The organism is Hydrogenophaga sp. YM1 (assembly GCF_016903055.1).
Taxonomy (GTDB): domain Bacteria; phylum Pseudomonadota; class Gammaproteobacteria; order Burkholderiales; family Burkholderiaceae_C; genus Hydrogenophaga; species Hydrogenophaga borbori.
Map to the genome: position 1 here is coordinate 352,848 of NZ_CP070223.1, position 14,148 is coordinate 366,995.

14 protein-coding genes and 1 pseudogene are annotated in these 14,148 nt (G+C 71.6%); 13 read left to right on the top strand and 2 right to left on the bottom strand.

Annotated elements, in window-relative coordinates; genetic code table 11:
- Positions 1–3: 3 nt before the first annotated feature.
- Positions 4–630 carry a LysE family transporter gene (locus JNX00_RS01730; protein WP_070400280.1) on the bottom strand — a complete coding sequence of 209 codons (627 nt, stop codon included), beginning with the start codon at positions 628–630 and terminating at the stop codon, positions 4–6.
- Positions 631–734: 104 nt separating this feature from the next.
- Between JNX00_RS01730 and JNX00_RS01735 the strand changes: the two genes are divergently transcribed.
- The 11 genes and pseudogenes from JNX00_RS01735 (at position 735) to JNX00_RS01780 (ending at position 10,592) form a co-directional block, all read left to right on the top strand.
- Positions 735–1,667 carry an HTH-type transcriptional regulator ArgP gene (locus JNX00_RS01735; RefSeq protein ID WP_070400281.1) on the top strand — a complete coding sequence of 311 codons (933 nt, stop codon included), beginning with the start codon at positions 735–737 and terminating at the stop codon, positions 1,665–1,667.
- Between the two features lie 9 nt (positions 1,668–1,676).
- Positions 1,677–3,350, top strand: coding sequence for an arginine--tRNA ligase (gene argS / locus JNX00_RS01740; RefSeq protein WP_204743902.1), 1,674 nt, complete (start codon positions 1,677–1,679; stop codon positions 3,348–3,350).
- A gap of 8 nt (positions 3,351–3,358) precedes the next feature.
- Positions 3,359–4,036 (top strand): SPOR domain-containing protein, encoded by a 678-nt coding sequence (locus JNX00_RS01745; RefSeq protein ID WP_070400283.1) that lies wholly within the window; start codon positions 3,359–3,361, stop codon positions 4,034–4,036.
- 78 nt (positions 4,037–4,114) lie between these two features.
- Complete coding sequence (locus JNX00_RS01750; RefSeq protein WP_070400284.1) at positions 4,115–4,735, top strand: thiol:disulfide interchange protein DsbA/DsbL; 621 nt, start codon at positions 4,115–4,117, stop codon at positions 4,733–4,735.
- Between the two features lie 143 nt (positions 4,736–4,878).
- Positions 4,879–5,502, top strand: a complete 624-nt coding sequence (lptA, locus tag JNX00_RS01755) for a lipopolysaccharide transport periplasmic protein LptA (protein WP_204743903.1) — start codon at positions 4,879–4,881, stop codon at positions 5,500–5,502.
- Positions 5,499–6,293: an LPS export ABC transporter ATP-binding protein gene (gene lptB, locus JNX00_RS01760; protein WP_070400286.1), complete on the top strand. Its 795-nt coding sequence runs from the start codon at positions 5,499–5,501 to the stop codon at positions 6,291–6,293. The genes lptA and lptB overlap by 4 nt, the downstream gene beginning before the upstream one ends.
- Entirely contained in the window at positions 6,293–7,921 is a 1,629-nt protein-coding gene (locus JNX00_RS01765; protein WP_070400287.1) for an RNA polymerase factor sigma-54, read from the top strand. The genes lptB and JNX00_RS01765 overlap by 1 nt, the downstream gene beginning before the upstream one ends.
- A complete protein-coding gene (locus JNX00_RS01770; protein WP_204743904.1) occupies positions 7,918–9,198 on the top strand; it encodes a THUMP domain-containing protein in 1,281 nt (426 codons plus the stop codon). Before JNX00_RS01765 ends, JNX00_RS01770 begins: the two co-directional genes overlap by 4 nt.
- A pseudogene (locus JNX00_RS22560) lies at positions 9,185–9,496 on the top strand (PIN domain-containing protein); the annotation flags it as partial. The gene JNX00_RS01770 and the pseudogene JNX00_RS22560, both read left to right, overlap by 14 nt.
- Before the next feature lie 86 nt (positions 9,497–9,582).
- Positions 9,583–9,708: a hypothetical protein gene (locus JNX00_RS22565; protein WP_345774095.1), complete on the top strand. Its 126-nt coding sequence runs from the start codon at positions 9,583–9,585 to the stop codon at positions 9,706–9,708.
- Positions 9,705–10,592 carry a hypothetical protein gene (locus JNX00_RS01780; RefSeq protein WP_204743905.1) on the top strand — a complete coding sequence of 296 codons (888 nt, stop codon included), beginning with the start codon at positions 9,705–9,707 and terminating at the stop codon, positions 10,590–10,592. The genes JNX00_RS22565 and JNX00_RS01780 overlap by 4 nt, the downstream gene beginning before the upstream one ends.
- A 676-nt stretch (positions 10,593–11,268) precedes the next feature.
- Here the strand turns inward: JNX00_RS01780 and JNX00_RS01785 are convergent.
- Positions 11,269–12,891 carry an FMN-binding glutamate synthase family protein gene (locus JNX00_RS01785; RefSeq protein WP_070400290.1) on the bottom strand — a complete coding sequence of 541 codons (1,623 nt, stop codon included), beginning with the start codon at positions 12,889–12,891 and terminating at the stop codon, positions 11,269–11,271.
- A gap of 157 nt (positions 12,892–13,048) precedes the next feature.
- Here JNX00_RS01785 and JNX00_RS01790 point away from each other — a divergent pair, with 157 nt between their 5' ends.
- Complete coding sequence (locus tag JNX00_RS01790; RefSeq protein ID WP_070400291.1) at positions 13,049–13,252, top strand: hypothetical protein; 204 nt, start codon at positions 13,049–13,051, stop codon at positions 13,250–13,252.
- 97 nt (positions 13,253–13,349) lie between these two features.
- The gene (locus JNX00_RS01795; protein ID WP_204743906.1) at positions 13,350–14,144 is read left to right on the top strand and encodes a UPF0149 family protein; all 795 of its coding nucleotides are present in this window, start codon (positions 13,350–13,352) and stop codon (positions 14,142–14,144) included.
- The last annotated feature ends 4 nt before the right edge of the window (positions 14,145–14,148 follow it).

The window sequence follows — 14,148 nt, forward strand, 5'->3', positions numbered from 1 at the left end:
TGCTCAGAACAGCGAAGCCAGCAGCCAGGCGGCCGTGCCCCACATCATGAGCGCCACCAGGCCATCCAGCACGCGCCAGATGTGCAGGGAGTTGAGCCGGCGGCCGGCCCAGAAGGCGGCCGCGCCCAGGGCGGTGAACCAGATCAGCGAACCCGTGGCGGCGCCCAGGCCGAAGACCTCGCTCGCCGGGCCGTAGGCCAGCGAAGCGGTGCCGATCAGCACGGCGGTGTCCAGCCAGGCGTGTGGGTTGAGCCAGGAAAAGGCCAGGGCCGAGAACACCGCCTGGCGGCGCGTGGTGGGCGGCGGCGCCAGCGGCTGGCCCTCCAGCGTGCGGGCCAGCGGCGAGCGAAAGCGCTGAAATGCCTGCCAGCCGTAGACCGCCAGGAACAGCACGCCCGCGCCGATCAGCGCGCCTTGCAGCTTGTCCGACAGGCCGCCGAGCTGGGCCAGGCCCAGCACGCCCAGGGCAATGAGCGCCATGTCGGACAGGGCGCACAAGGCCACCGTGAGCCACAGGTGCTGGCGCTGCAGGCCCATGCGCAGCACGTGCGCGTTCTGCGGGCCGATGGCCATGATCAGCGACAGGCTCAGCACCATGCCGGCGGAGAAAACGGGAAAGCTCAGGGTCATGGATGTCTCGGGTTCGGGTGACAGCGGGGCGCATGGTGCCGCAAAGCCGGCTGATGTTTAATGCAGTTGATTCGAAATCCAATCACTCAAATTTGACTTAAGCAATGCTCGACCCCCGCCCACTGGAAGCCCTGGCCGCCGTGGTGGAGCACGGCGGCTTCGGTCCGGCCGCGCGCGCGCTCCAGCTCACGCTGGCCGCGGTGTCGCTGCGCATCAAGTCGCTGGAAGACCAGCTCGGCCAGCGGCTGCTGGTGCGCGGCAAGCGCGTGCGCGCCACGCCGGCCGGCCAGGCCCTGCTGGGCCACGTGAAGCAGGTGCGGCTGATGGAGGCCGACCTGCTGGCCGGCCTGGTGGGGGGCGAGGCGCGCGCGGGCGAGCGCTGGCAGAGCCTGTCGGTGGCGATCAACGCCGACTCGGTGTCGAGCTGGTTCCTGCCCGCCGTGGCGCCGCTGCTGGCGCGCCAGCGACTGCTGCTGGAGGTGGTGATCGACGACCAGGACCACACCCACGACGCCCTCAAGCGCGGTGACGTGGTGGGCTGCGTGACCACCCGCGCCGACGCCATGCGTGGCTGCGTGGCCGAACCCCTGGGCGTGATGCGCTACCACTGCGTGGCCACGCCCGCCGTGGTGCAGCGCTGCCGCACGCCGCGCGGTGCGGTCTCGCCGCACCGGCTGCTGGCCCAGCCGGCCGTCATCTTCAACCGCAAGGACGCGCTGCAGGACGCCTTCCTGGAGCAGCACATCGGCCTGCGCCAGCCGGCCTACCCGCGCCACTACGTGCCCGCGGTGGAGGCGTTCGAAACCGCCATCGAGCTGGGCATGGGCTGGGGCATGGTGCCCGAGCAGCACCTGCCCAAGCACCCGGCCCTGACCGAACTGCTGCCCGGCGCCACGGTGGATGTGGCCCTGTACTGGCAGCACTGGACGCACGAACCGCCGTCGGCCCAGCGGCTCACGGCCGCGGTGAAGGCGGCCGCGCGCGAGCGCCTGGCCCCGCTGGCGGGTCCCGCGGGCCCGGCCCGGGCCGCCACCTAAAATCGCGCGATGCTCCAGATCCAACAAGACCTGCTCTCGGCCCTGCGCGACGAGCTGGACAAGCTCAGCCCCGGCGCGGGCGAGAAGGCCGCCTTCGAGTCGCCCAAGGTGGCGGCCCATGGCGATTTCGCCGTCACCGCGGCCATGCAGCTGGCCAAGCCGCTCAAGCTCAACCCGCGCGCCGTGGGCGAGCAGCTGCGCGCGGCCCTGCTGGCCCAGCCGGTGTATCAGCGCTGGGTCGAGGCGATCGAGATCGCTGGCCCGGGCTTCATCAACATCCGCTTGAAGCCCGAGGCCAAGCAGCAGGTGGTGCGCGAGGTGCTGTCGGCGGGTGAGGGTTTCGGCCGCCAGCCGGCCAACGGCCAGCGCCTGATGGTCGAGTTCGTCTCGGCCAACCCCACCGGCCCGCTGCACGTGGGCCACGGTCGCCAGGCCGCGCTGGGCGACGCCATCTGCAACCTGTACCAGACCCAGGGCTGGGACGTGCACCGCGAGTTCTATTACAACGACGCGGGCGTGCAGATCAACACCCTGGCCACGTCCACGCAGCTGCGCGCCCAGGGCGTGAAGCCCGGCGACGCCGGCTGGCCCGAGTCGGCCTACAACGGCGACTACATCCAGGACATCGCCAACGACTTTCTCGCGAAGCGGACCGTGACGGCCGATGACCGCGCCTTCACCGCCAGCGGCGACGTGAACGACCTCGACGGCATCCGCCAGTTTGCCGTCGCCTACCTGCGCCACGAGCAGGACCTCGACCTGCAGGCCTTCGCGGTCAAGTTCGACCACTACTACCTCGAGTCCAGCCTGTACACCAGCGGGCGCGTCGAGGCCGCGGTGAACCGGCTGGTCGCCAACGGCAAGACCTACGAGCAGGACGGCGCGCTGTGGCTGCGCAGCACCGACTACGGCGACGACAAGGACCGCGTGATGCGCAAGTCCGACGGGTCGTACACCTACTTCGTGCCCGACGTGGCGTACCACATCGCCAAGTGGGAGCGCGGCTTCAGCAAGGTCATCAACATCCAGGGTACCGACCACCACGGCACCATCGCGCGCGTGCGCGCCGGGCTGCAGGCGGCCGACGTGGGCATCCCCGCCGGCTACCCCGACTACGTGCTGCACACCATGGTGCGCGTGGTGCGCGGCGGCCAGGAGGTGAAGATCAGCAAGCGCGCGGGCAGCTATGTCACGCTGCGCGACCTCATCGAATGGACCAGCAAGGACGCGGTGCGCTTCTTCCTGCTCAGCCGCAAGCCCGACACCGAATACACCTTCGACGTCGACCTGGCCGTGCAGCAGAACAACGACAACCCGGTCTACTACGTGCAGTACGCGCACGCGCGCATCTGCTCGGTGCTGGCGGGCTGGGGCGGCGACGCCGCCACGCTGTCCGGTGCCGACCTGTCGCCGCTGGACACCCCGGCCGCGCAGGCCCTGATGCGCCAGATCGCCAAGTACCCCGAGATGCTCAGCGCCGCCGCACGCGACTTCGCGCCGCACGACGTCACCTTCTACCTGCGCGAGCTGGCCGCGAGCTACCACAGTTACTACGACGCCGAACGCATCCTGGTCGAGGATGAAGCGGTCAAGCGTGCTCGCCTCGCGCTCGTCGCCGCCACCCGGCAGGTGCTGCACAATGGCCTGGCCGTGCTGGGCGTGAGCGCGCCGCAGAAGATGTAAGAGCCACCATGAGCAAAAAATCCTCCTCCACCCCTTCGTCGCGCAGCAGCCTGGGCGGCACGTTGGTGGGCTTCATCGTCGGCCTGTTGGTCGGCCTGGCCGCGGCGCTGGCCGTGGCGGTCTACGTGACCCGTGTGCCCGTACCCTTCGTTGACCGCGGCCTGTCGCGCAGCGCCGAGGACGACGCCAAGGAAGCCGAGCGCAACAAGGGCTGGAACCCCAACCGGTCCGTCGGCGGCATGCCCGCCCCGGCGACCCCCGCGCCCGGCAGCGAAGGCGCCATCACCGCGCCAGGCACCGCCGGCACCTTGCCGCCCGCCGGCGCCCCCGCGCCCTCGGCCGACCCGCTGGGCGACCTGGCCCGCTCGCGCACGGAGCAGCAGGCCCCGGCGGCCGCGCCGGCCAAGCCCGGTGCGGCGCCCGCCGAAGCCCCCGCGCCCGGCGCCGACCCCTATACCTACTTCGTGCAGGCCGGCGCCTTCCGCAACGCGCCCGAGGCCGAGGCCCAGCGCGCGCGCCTGGCCATGCTGGGCATCGCCGCCACGGTGGACGAGCGCGAGAACGCCGGCCGCACCCTGTACCGGGTGCGCGTGGGCCCCTTCGCCCAGAAGGCCCTGGCCGACCTGACGATCGAGCAGCTGCAGGTCAACGGCGTCGAGTCGGCCCTGGTGCGCGTGCAGCGCTGACCCGGGCCGGGCGCGCGGGAACTTCCCGCGCCCGGCCAGGCCCCAAACGCTGGTTCATACCCCTTGGAGAGCCATCCCATGCGTCGTCGCGATTTCACCCTGTCCCTGCTCGCCACCGGCACCGCACTGCCGGCCCTGGCCCAGCGGGTCGCCCCGAAAGAGGGCGCCGAGTACCTGCGCCTGGGCAAGCCCGTGCCCGTCGAGGCGCCGGCCGGCAAGGTGGAGGTGGTGGAGTTCTTTGCCTACTCCTGCATCCATTGCTTCAACTTCGAGCCGCTGCTGCAGGACTGGGAGAAGCGCAGGCCCGAGGGCGCGGTGCTGCGCCGCGTGCCGGTGGCCTTCAGCCCGGCCTTCGTGCCCATGCAGCGCCTGTACTACACGCTGGAGTCCATGAACCTGGTGGAACGCCTGCACGCCGAGGTGTTCAAGGCCATCCATGTGGAGCGGCTGCCGCTGACCACGCCGGCGCCGATCACCGACTGGGTGGTCAAGCAGGGCGTGGACCGGGCGAAGTTCTCCGAGATCTTCAACCACGCCGACACGCAGAAGAAGGCCGAGCGCGCCGCGGCGCTGCAGGACGCCTACGGTGTCGAGGGCACGCCCGCGCTGGGCGTCGCTGGCCGCTACTACATTCCCGGCCAAGGGCCCAAGACGCTGACCATCGCCAACTGGCTGATCATGGAAGCGCGCAAAGGGTGATGCACCCCCGCCGCGCTTCGCGCGGCCCCTCGAGGGGAGGGTCTGCGGCCCGGCACTGCGGGTGGCGCCCTGTTTCTGGCGGGCGGTTTGTTAAACCGGGGCGGGTGGGTGTTTAGAATGCATGCAAGTTTCGTGCCCTTGACATGCCACACGCCCTTTCTCCCTTGCACCGCCTCACCCTTGGCCTGCTGACCGCCTGCGCGCTGGCGGGCGCCGCCCAGGCCGAGCAGGCCGACCGGCTCAAGCCCATGAACGCCGAGTCGGACAACCTGCGCTACGACGACGCGCGCCAGCTCAGCATCTTCACCGGCAACGTGGTCATCACCAAGGGCACCATCGTGATCCGCGGCGCCCAGGTCGAGGTGCGACAGGACGCGCAGGGCCACCAGTTCGGCGTCGTGCTGGGCAGCCCGGGCTACTTCAAGCAAAAGCGCGAAGGCCTCAACGAGTTCATCGAGGGCGAGGCCAAGCGCATCGAGTACGACAGCAGCGCCGACAAGGTGCGCTTCATCGGCGACGCCGTGCTGCGCCGCTACCTGGGCACCCAGCTCAACGACGAGACGCGCGGCAGCGTGATCGTCTACGACAACCGCAGCGAGGTGTTCACCGTCGAGAGCAGCCCGGCCGGCGCCACGCCCGGCAATCCCTCGGGCCGGGTGCGTGCCACGCTCACGCCGGTGCCGCGCGAAGGCCAGCCCGCCCCGGCGCCCGCGCCCGCCCCCACGCCGCTGCGCCCGTCGGGTGAGCTCGGCGGAGGACGCCCGTGAGCGCCAGCGAGTCGCCCTCGACCACCTTCCCCGAAACCCAGTTGCTGGCCACCAGCCGGCTGGAGGCCACGGGGCTGAAGAAGTCCTACGGCAGCCGCCTGGTGGTCAAGGACGTTTCGCTCGCCGTGGACAAGGGCGAGGTGGTGGGCCTGCTGGGCCCCAACGGCGCCGGCAAGACGACCTCCTTCTACATGATCGTCGGCCTGCTGCGCGCCGACGGCGGGCAGATCCTGCTCGACAACCAGTCCATCGAGCGCCTGCCCATCCACCGCCGCGCGCGCCTGGGCCTGGGCTACCTGCCGCAGGAGGCCTCGATCTTCCGCAAGCTCACCGTGGCGCAGAACGTGCGCGCCGTGCTGGAGCTGCAGGTGGACGCGCGCGGCCGCCCGCTGAGCGCCGCCGCCATCGACGAGCGCCTGGACACGCTGCTGCGCGACCTGCACGTGGACCACCTGCGCGATTCGCCCGCGCCGGCGCTGTCGGGCGGCGAGCGCCGCCGCGTCGAGATCGCGCGCGCGCTCGCCACCGATCCGCGCTTCATCCTGCTCGACGAGCCCTTCGCCGGCATCGACCCGATCGCGGTGATCGAGATCCAGCGCATCATCGGCTTCCTCAAGTCGCGCGGCATCGGCGTGCTCATCACCGACCACAACGTGCGCGAGACCCTGGGCATCTGCGACCGCGCCTACATCATCAACGACGGCCATGTGCTGACCAGCGGCACGCCGTCGGACATCGTCGAGAACGCCGACGTGCGCCGGGTCTACCTCGGCGAGCATTTCCGGATGTGATGAAGCAGAGCCTGTCGCTACGCGTCTCGCAGCACCTGGCGCTGACGCCCCAGCTGCAGCAGTCGATCCGCCTGCTGCAGCTTTCGACGCTGGAGATGGCGCAGGAGGTCGAGCAGATGCTCGACGAGAACCCCTTCCTGGAACGCGCCGACGAAGGCCTGGAGCGCGAGGAATTCGGCCTGGCCGCGACCGATGCGCCGGTGAGCGCGGGCGAGCAGATCGCCGACGCCGCGTCCGCCGCCGGCCCGGGCGCCGACGCCGGGGAGGGGCGCAACGAAGACAAGGCCAGCGCCACCGACGGCGACGCGGTGGAGGCCAGTGTGGACGGCGCCTCGCCGGTGGAAGAGAGCTGGGACGGCGACGGCACGGTGGAGATGGCGCCCGACGACAGCGAGTGGGGCGGCGACGCGCCGCCGCGCGGCAGCGGCTCCGGCGATGACGAAGAGACCGCCAGCGCGGCCGACCTCGCGCGCGCCCTGGTGTCGCTGCAGGACCATTTGCACGAGCAGGCGCGCTGCCTGCGCCTGTCCGAGGCGGATGCTGCCGCGCTGCACTTCCTGATCGAATCGCTGGACGAGGACGGCTACCTCGCCGACCCGCTGCCCGAACTCGCGCTGGCGCTGCTGCGCCTGCAGGGTGAGGCCACCGCCAAGGCCGACCCGTCCGACGCCGCCGCCACCGAACGCCTCGACGCGGCCGAGCAAGGGCTGCGCACCGCCCTGCAGCTGCTGCAGCACATGGACCCGCCCGGCGTGGGCGCGCGCGACCTGGCCGAGTGCCTGAAGCTGCAGATCCTGGAGCTGCGCAACACGCCCGAGGCGCGCGCCGCGCTGGCGATCTGTGGGCAGCCGCTGGAGCTGATCGCCAAGCGCGACGTGCGCAAGCTGGTGCAGCTGTGCCGCGCCGACGAGGACACCGTGCGCGGCGCGCTCGCGCTGATCGCGCGGCTGGAGCCCAAGCCCGGACGCCGCTTCGCGGACGTCGAGCGCAACATCGTCGTGCCCGACGTCATCGTCACGCGCGCCGGCCGCGGCTTCAAGGTGGTGCTCAACCCCGACGTGATGCCGCGCCTGCGCGTGCACGACGTGTACGCCAACGCCATGCGCCAGAACCGCGGCGGGCGCGATGGCGGCGAAGGCGGCCACGCCGCCATGCAGCAGCGCCTGCAGGAGGCGCGCTGGTTCATCAAGAACATCCAGCAGCGCTTCGACACCATCCTGCGCGTGTCCAGCGCCATCGTCGAGCGCCAGCGCAACTTCTTCATGCACGGCGAGCTCGCCATGCGCCCGTTGGTGCTGCGCGAGATCGCCGACGAACTGGGCCTGCACGAATCCACCATCAGCCGCGTGACCACGGCCAAGTACATGGCCACGCCTTTCGGTACCTACGAACTGAAGTACTTCTTCGGCTCCTCGCTGGGCACCGAGACCGGCGGCAACGCCTCCAGCACCGCGGTGCGCGCGCTGCTCAAGCAGTTCATCGCTGCCGAGGCGCCGGCCAAGCCGCTGTCGGACAACCAGCTCTCCGACCTGCTCAAGGAGCAGGGCATCGAGTGCGCGCGCCGCACCGTGGCCAAGTACCGCGAGGCCATGCGCATCGCCCCGGCCAACCTCCGAAAATCGCTTTGAACCAGCTCCAGCTCTTTCTCCCCTGCGCCGCCGGCGTGGAGGACTTTCTCGCCGCCGAGGTGCAGCGCATCACCGGCATCGGCGCGCTGCAGCGCTCGCGCGGCGGCGTCTCGCTCGAGGCCTCGTGGCGCGACGCGCTGCGCCTGAACCTGCACAGCCGGCTCGCGCAGCGCGTGCTGGTGCGCCTGTGGCACGGCCCCTACCGTGCCGAGCAAGACCTCTACGCGGCCGCCGCCGAGGTGGCCTGGGAGATCTGGTTCACGCCGCGCCAGACCATCAAGGTCGAACTCACCGCGCAGCACAGCCCGCTCAAGAGCCTGAACTTTGCCGCCCTCAAGATCAAGGACGCCGTCTGCGACCGCTTTCGCGACAAGCGCGGCGAGCGCCCCAGCGTGGACACCCAGCGGCCCGACGTGCGCCTGTTCGGCCACCTCACCGCCGAGACGCTCACGCTCTACATCGACACCACCGGTGAGCCGCTGTTCAAGCGCGGCTGGCGCGAGGACAAGGGCAACGCGCCGCTGAAGGAAACCCTGGCCGCCGCCATGATCGCCGCCACCGGCTGGGACGCGCAGGCGCGCGAGGCCGCCACGCTGGCCGAGGTGCCGCCGCTGGCCGACCCCTGCTGCGGCAGCGGCACGGTGCTCATCGAGGCCGCGCAGATCGCGCTGAACATCGCCCCGGGCGGCCAACGCCGCTTCGCCTTCGAGAAGCTGCTGCCCTTCCAGCCGCACGTGTGGCAGGGCCTGCGCGACGAGGCGCGCGCGGCCGAGCGGCCCTGGCCCGCCGGCCAGGCGCCCATCGTCTTCGGCAGCGACGTGGCCTTCCGCATGGTCGACTTCGCCCGGCGCAATGCCGAGCGCGCGCGCGTGGCCCAGGCGATCGAGCTGCGCGGCGGCGACGCCCTGCAGCGCCTGCCGCCCAGCCCGCGCGCGGGCGTGCTGCTGCTCAACCCGCCCTATGGCGAGCGCATCGCCGCCGCCGGCGTGGCCGGGCGCAACGCGGCCGAACGCGCCAACGGTGCCGGCGCCGAGCGCGGGGGGCGCGAACAGGCGCGCGACGAGGACGGCCAGGCCGCCGACGCCTTCTTCGAGCGCCTGGCCGCGCACTGGAAATCGCACTACGCCGGCTGGACCGCCTGGCTGCTCACGCCCGACCTGAAATTGCCCGGCCGCATGCGCTTCAAGGAATCGCGCCGCGTGCCGCTGTGGAACGGCCCCATCGAGTGCCGGCTGTTCCGCTTCGACCTGAAGGCCCGTCGGAATGACGCGGTCTGACCCAGAAACGCCAGGGAGCCGGCTGTGCCGGTCCGTCGGCGTTGCCCCCTCGGAGGGGTCGCGCGAGGCGCGGCAGGGGGGGGCTCTTGCTCTGGTCGTCATCGACACCAACGTCGTGCTCGACCTGTTCGTCTTCGACGACCCCGCCGTGGCGCCGCTGCGCGCCGCGCTGGTGCAGGGCCGCGTGGCCTGGATCGCCAGCGAGGCCATGCGCGAGGAGCTGCGGCGCGTGCTGGACTACCCGCACCTCGCGCGCCGCCTGGGCGGTGGCGGGCCCGATGCCGTGCTGGCCGCGTTCGACCGCCACGCGCGGCGCGTGGCGCCTGCCGCCAAGGCCGCGTTCACCTGTCGCGACCCGACGACCAGCGCTTCATCGACCTGGCCGTGGCGCATGGCGCCGCGCTGCTCAGCAAGGACGCCCATGTGCTGGCGCTGGCGCGCCGCCTCGCGGGCATCGGCGTGCCCGTGCGCCGCGCCTGGGCGCCGAGCGCTGAGGGGGCCGTGGCGTGAGCGCCTGGCCCGTGGCCGCGCTGCTCGCGCTGTTGGCGGGGCTGTCGCCGGCCCGGGCCCAGGACGCGGCACGCTGCGGTCCCGTGGGGCCGGCTGGCCAGCAGCGCTGTGCCTTGCCCGACGGCTCCAGCCTGCTGCGCGTGATGGGCGCGGACGGCCGCCGCGCCCTGGTGCTGTTGCGCCGCTGGGCCGACGGCAGCCTGGCCGAACTGCGCTGCGCGCCCACCAGCCTGCTGCCCGAGGACCGCGAGCCCTGCGGCCATGGCGGCGCGCTCGCCGAGGTCACGCTCTACCGCGAACCCGGCAAGCCGCTGGGCACCGTGAGCCACCGGCGCGGCGTGCTGATGCGCCAGGTGATCGTGAACCCGCAAGGCGGCGTGGTGCGCAGCGAGGAGCTCGTCGAGGACAGCGGCGGTCCCGACCGCCGCATCAAGCGCGTGTACTACCCCTCGGGGCAGTTGCGGCACGAGATCGACCTGGCCGAGCCGCCGCCCGAGCAGTACCACGGCCGCGAGGGCGTGGGCCGCGAGTTCGCCGAGTCGGGCCAGTTGACGCAGGAGGTGGAGTGGGCCGCGGGGCGCGAGCGGCGCATCCGCCAGTGGCACCTCAACGGTCAGCTCAAGATGGAGCAAACCATCCGCCGCCTGGGCCGCGACGAGCTGCGCGAGACGCGCAGTTTCTACGAGGACGGCGCGCCGGCGGCGCTCAACCGCGAGCGCAACGGCCGCCTGTTCGGCTGGCAGCAGTACCACGCGCCCGGCGGCGCGCTGCAGCGCGAGGAGGAATACGGGGAGCGTGGCCTGCTGCTGCGCCTCAGGCTCTACGACACCAGCGGCCGGCTGCTGCGCGACGAGCGGGTGAACGAGGACCCGTCGAGCAGTTGAGGCTGGGGGGCCAGTTGGGCTGGCTGGCCCTCTCGCTTGTGTTGCTGACTTGCTGGCGTCGGCTTCGCATGGGCCGCCGGTGTGGGTGCCCGTTCTCCGGCCCACGCTCGCGGTCCACCACCTGGGTAGGCCTGCGTTGTCTCTTCAACACCGCTTCGGCGCTCGGCCTCTGTGGCAGCCGCGAATGGGGCCTGCGCCCGGGCACCCACACCGCCGTCCCCGAAACGGGCGGGCCGGCTAAAGAAGACCGGACATCCTTCGAGCGTTGATCGCTGGCCAAATGGAATCTGACCCCGATTTCGCGCTGTGGCCCCGATGTCCTTGGTCTGCTCGCGTGTCACTCTCGACGGATGGAGGGGTTCGCGGGCGCAGGCCCCATTCGCGGCTGCCACAGAGGCTGAGTGCCGGCACGGTGTTGATGAAACAACGCAGGCCTACCGGGGTATGCGCCCGCGAGCGTGGGCCGGAGAACGCGGACCCCGCCAGCCGTCAGCGCGAAGCCGTCAGCGCGAAGCCGTCAGCGCGAAGCCGTCAGCGCGAAGCCGTCAGCGCGAAGCCGTCAGCGCGAAGCCGGCGAGCGAAGTCACCGAGCGAAGTCACCCAGAGAAACTGCCGCGTGCAGCCATCAGCGCAAGGCCGCCGGTGCGAAGCCCGCCATGGACGCAGACCAGCCGGCTCAAGCCTGAGCGAAGGTGTCGGCCCGCGCCCGCCGCCACCAGGTGGTGAACACCGCGTGCTCCCCTTGCGCGTCGTCGTCCAGCAGCGCACCCGGCGAGGTGGTGGGCAGCAGGTGGGCCAGCAGGCGCACCTCGTTGTCGCTCACGCGGCGCACCAGGTGGTGCGCGCTGATCTCGCCCGGGTGCTGCAGGCCGGCGGCCTGAACCAGCTCCTTCAAGGCCTTGAGCGTGTTCTGGTGGAAGCGCCACACCCGCTCGGCCTTGTCGGGCACCACCAAGGCCTGCTGGCGCACCGGGTCCTGCGTGCTCACGCCCGTGGGGCAATGGCCGGTGTGGCAGGTCTGCGCCTGCAGGCAGCCCAGCGCGAACATGAAGCCGCGCGCGCTGTTGCACCAGTCGGCGCCGATGGCCAGCGCGCGCGCGATGTCGAAGGCGCTCACCACCTTGCCCGCGCAGCCGATGCGGATGCGATCGCGCAGGTTCACGCCCACCAGGGTGTTGTGCACCAGGCGCAGGCCCTCCTGCAGCGGCGCGCCGACGTGGTCGGTGAACTCCAGCGGCGCCGCGCCGGTGCCGCCCTCGGCGCCGTCGACCACGATGAAATCGGGCGTGACGCCGCTCTGACGCATGGCCTTGACGATCGCGAACCACTCCCAGGGGTGGCCGATGCACAGCTTGAAGCCCACCGGCTTGCCGCCAGAGAGCGCGCGCAGCTTCTGGATGAAGGCCATCAGCTCCAGCGGCGTGGAAAAGGCGCTGTGCGCGGCCGGCGAGATGCAATCCACCGCCTCGGGCACGCCGCGCGCGGCGGCGATCTCGGCCGTCACCTTGGCGCCCGGCAGCACGCCGCCGTGGCCGGGCTTGGCGCCCTGGCTCAGCTTGATCTCCACCATCTTCACCTGCGGGTCGAGCGCGTTCGCGCTGAAGCGCTCCTCGCTGAAGCGGCCCTCGTCGTCGCGGCAGCCGAAATAGCCCGAACCGATCTCCCAGATCAGGTCGCCGCCGTGCAGGCGGTGCCAGGCGGAGATGGAGCCCTCGCCCGTGTCGTGCGCGAAGCCGCCGCGCTGCGCGCCCGCGTTGAGGGCCTGGATGGCGTTGGCCGAGAGCGCGCCGAAGCTCATGGCCGAGATGTTGAACACGCTGGCCTCGTAGGGCTGGGTGCAGTCGGGCCCGCCGATGCGCACGCGGAAATCGTGGGTGGGCAGGCTGGTCGGCGCGATCGAGTGGTTGATCCACTCGTGGCCGTTGCTCAGCATGTCGAGCTGGCTGCCGAAGGGGCGCTTGTCGGTCTCGCCCTTGGCGCGCGCATACACCAGGCTGCGCTGCGCACGCGAGAAGGGTTGGGCCTCGGTGTCGCTTTCCAGAAAGTACTGGCGGATCTCGGGCCGCACGAACTCCAGCATGAAGCGCAGGTGACCGATCACCGGGTAGTTGCGCAGCACCGAGCTGCGCGTCTGGCGCAGGTCCCACAGGCCCACCAGCGTGAGCGCGCCGAACAGCAGGAACCAGACGCCGCCGACGCCGAAGGCGACCAGGGCGAACAGGCTCAGCAGGGCGACGAAGGCGCACAGGCCCAGGGCCGTGTAGCGCACGGGATAGAGAGCGTTGAGTCGGTCAAGCATCGGCGTTCGTCGTCTGGTCGAAGGGGGAAAAATCCTGCGTCTGCATTATTGGGGCGTGTTTTGAACAAGCGAACAATGACTTGAATCCCCACACCGCACGCGCCCAGGCAGGCGACGCGGGGTCGGTGTCCCAGGGCCTGCCGCGAAGGATGTCGCCATGTTCCCGATCATGATGGACGAGCCCGATTCGATGACGGTCGCCCCCAGCGTGTGGCAAACCCTGCAGAACGCCTGGCGCAGCGTGTACGAGGCCCCTGCGCCCGCCACGCACCTGGAGCCGGCGGAGCGGCCGCCGACGCCCAGCGCGCTGGCCTCGCTGGCCATGGGCACGGTGGACCCGTCGGGCCAGACGCACCACTGACACGGCGTGAGGGCGCCCCCCACGGGGCCCGCGCCGCGCCCGGCGGCGCGGTGGGCGGCACTACACTGGCGGCCCTTTCCCGCCCGAGCGCCTCCCGATGACCCCCGACAGCGACAGCCCCCTGCAAGCCAGCGATTTCGACGAACTCGACGCCATCCTCGTCGACCTCGCCTCGCGCGACGACGCGGTGCCGCCCTGGGAATTCCTGGAAGGCGCCATGGCCGCCCTGATCTGCACCCGCCGGCCCATCGAGGCGAGCGAATGGATGCCCGCGCTGTTGGGCACCGGCCCGCTGCCCACGGTGCCGCACGGCGACGGCACCCACTTTCCCAGCACCGACCGTTACGAGCGTTTCATGGTGCTGTGGGCCCGCCGCGAGGCCGAGGTGCGCGCCGCCCTGCTGGCCGACGTGAACAGCCTGGCGGACGAGCGCAGCTACCACCCCGAGCTGGTGGACCTGCGCGGTGCCGTGGCCGCCATGCCCGAGGCCGAGCGGCCCAACACCGACGGCGAACCCCTGCCCGCGTTCGGCCAGGCCTGGGCTGAGGGCTTCCTGGCCGTGGTGGAACTCTGGGAAGACGATTGGGTACCGCCGCGCGACAAGGAAACCGCCGGCTGGATCCACGACGCGCTCGACACCATCGCCGCCGTGGCCGAAGACGACCGCGGCACGCCCGAGCTGAACCTGCACGAGGAAGAGGCGCCGCCCAGCGTGAGCCAGGCCCGCCTGGACGAACTGGACGCCGCCATCTGGGCCGTCTACGAGCTGCGCCGCATCTGGGCCAGCCTGGGCCCGCGCAGCGAGCCGGTGCGCCAGGCCGCCACGCCCGGTCGCAACGACCCTTGCCCCTGCGGCAGCGGCAAGAAGTACAAGAAGTGCCACGGGGCCTGAGGCC

Excerpts from the sequence above, each read along its gene's own strand:
- JNX00_RS01730 (WP_070400280.1), bottom strand. The coding sequence starts at position 630 with ATGACCCTGAGCTTTCCCGTTTTCTCCGCCGGCATGGTGCTGAGCCTG.
- JNX00_RS01735 (WP_070400281.1), top strand. The coding sequence starts at position 735 with ATGCTCGACCCCCGCCCACTGGAAGCCCTGGCCGCCGTGGTGGAGCAC.
- argS (WP_204743902.1), top strand. The coding sequence starts at position 1,677 with ATGCTCCAGATCCAACAAGACCTGCTCTCGGCCCTGCGCGACGAGCTG.
- JNX00_RS01745 (WP_070400283.1), top strand. The coding sequence starts at position 3,359 with ATGAGCAAAAAATCCTCCTCCACCCCTTCGTCGCGCAGCAGCCTGGGC.
- JNX00_RS01750 (WP_070400284.1), top strand. The coding sequence starts at position 4,115 with ATGCGTCGTCGCGATTTCACCCTGTCCCTGCTCGCCACCGGCACCGCA.
- lptA (WP_204743903.1), top strand. The coding sequence starts at position 4,879 with ATGCCACACGCCCTTTCTCCCTTGCACCGCCTCACCCTTGGCCTGCTG.
- JNX00_RS01765 (WP_070400287.1), top strand. The coding sequence starts at position 6,293 with ATGAAGCAGAGCCTGTCGCTACGCGTCTCGCAGCACCTGGCGCTGACG.
- JNX00_RS01785 (WP_070400290.1), bottom strand. The coding sequence starts at position 12,891 with ATGCTTGACCGACTCAACGCTCTCTATCCCGTGCGCTACACGGCCCTG.
- JNX00_RS01790 (WP_070400291.1), top strand. The coding sequence starts at position 13,049 with ATGTTCCCGATCATGATGGACGAGCCCGATTCGATGACGGTCGCCCCC.
- JNX00_RS01795 (WP_204743906.1), top strand. The coding sequence starts at position 13,350 with ATGACCCCCGACAGCGACAGCCCCCTGCAAGCCAGCGATTTCGACGAA.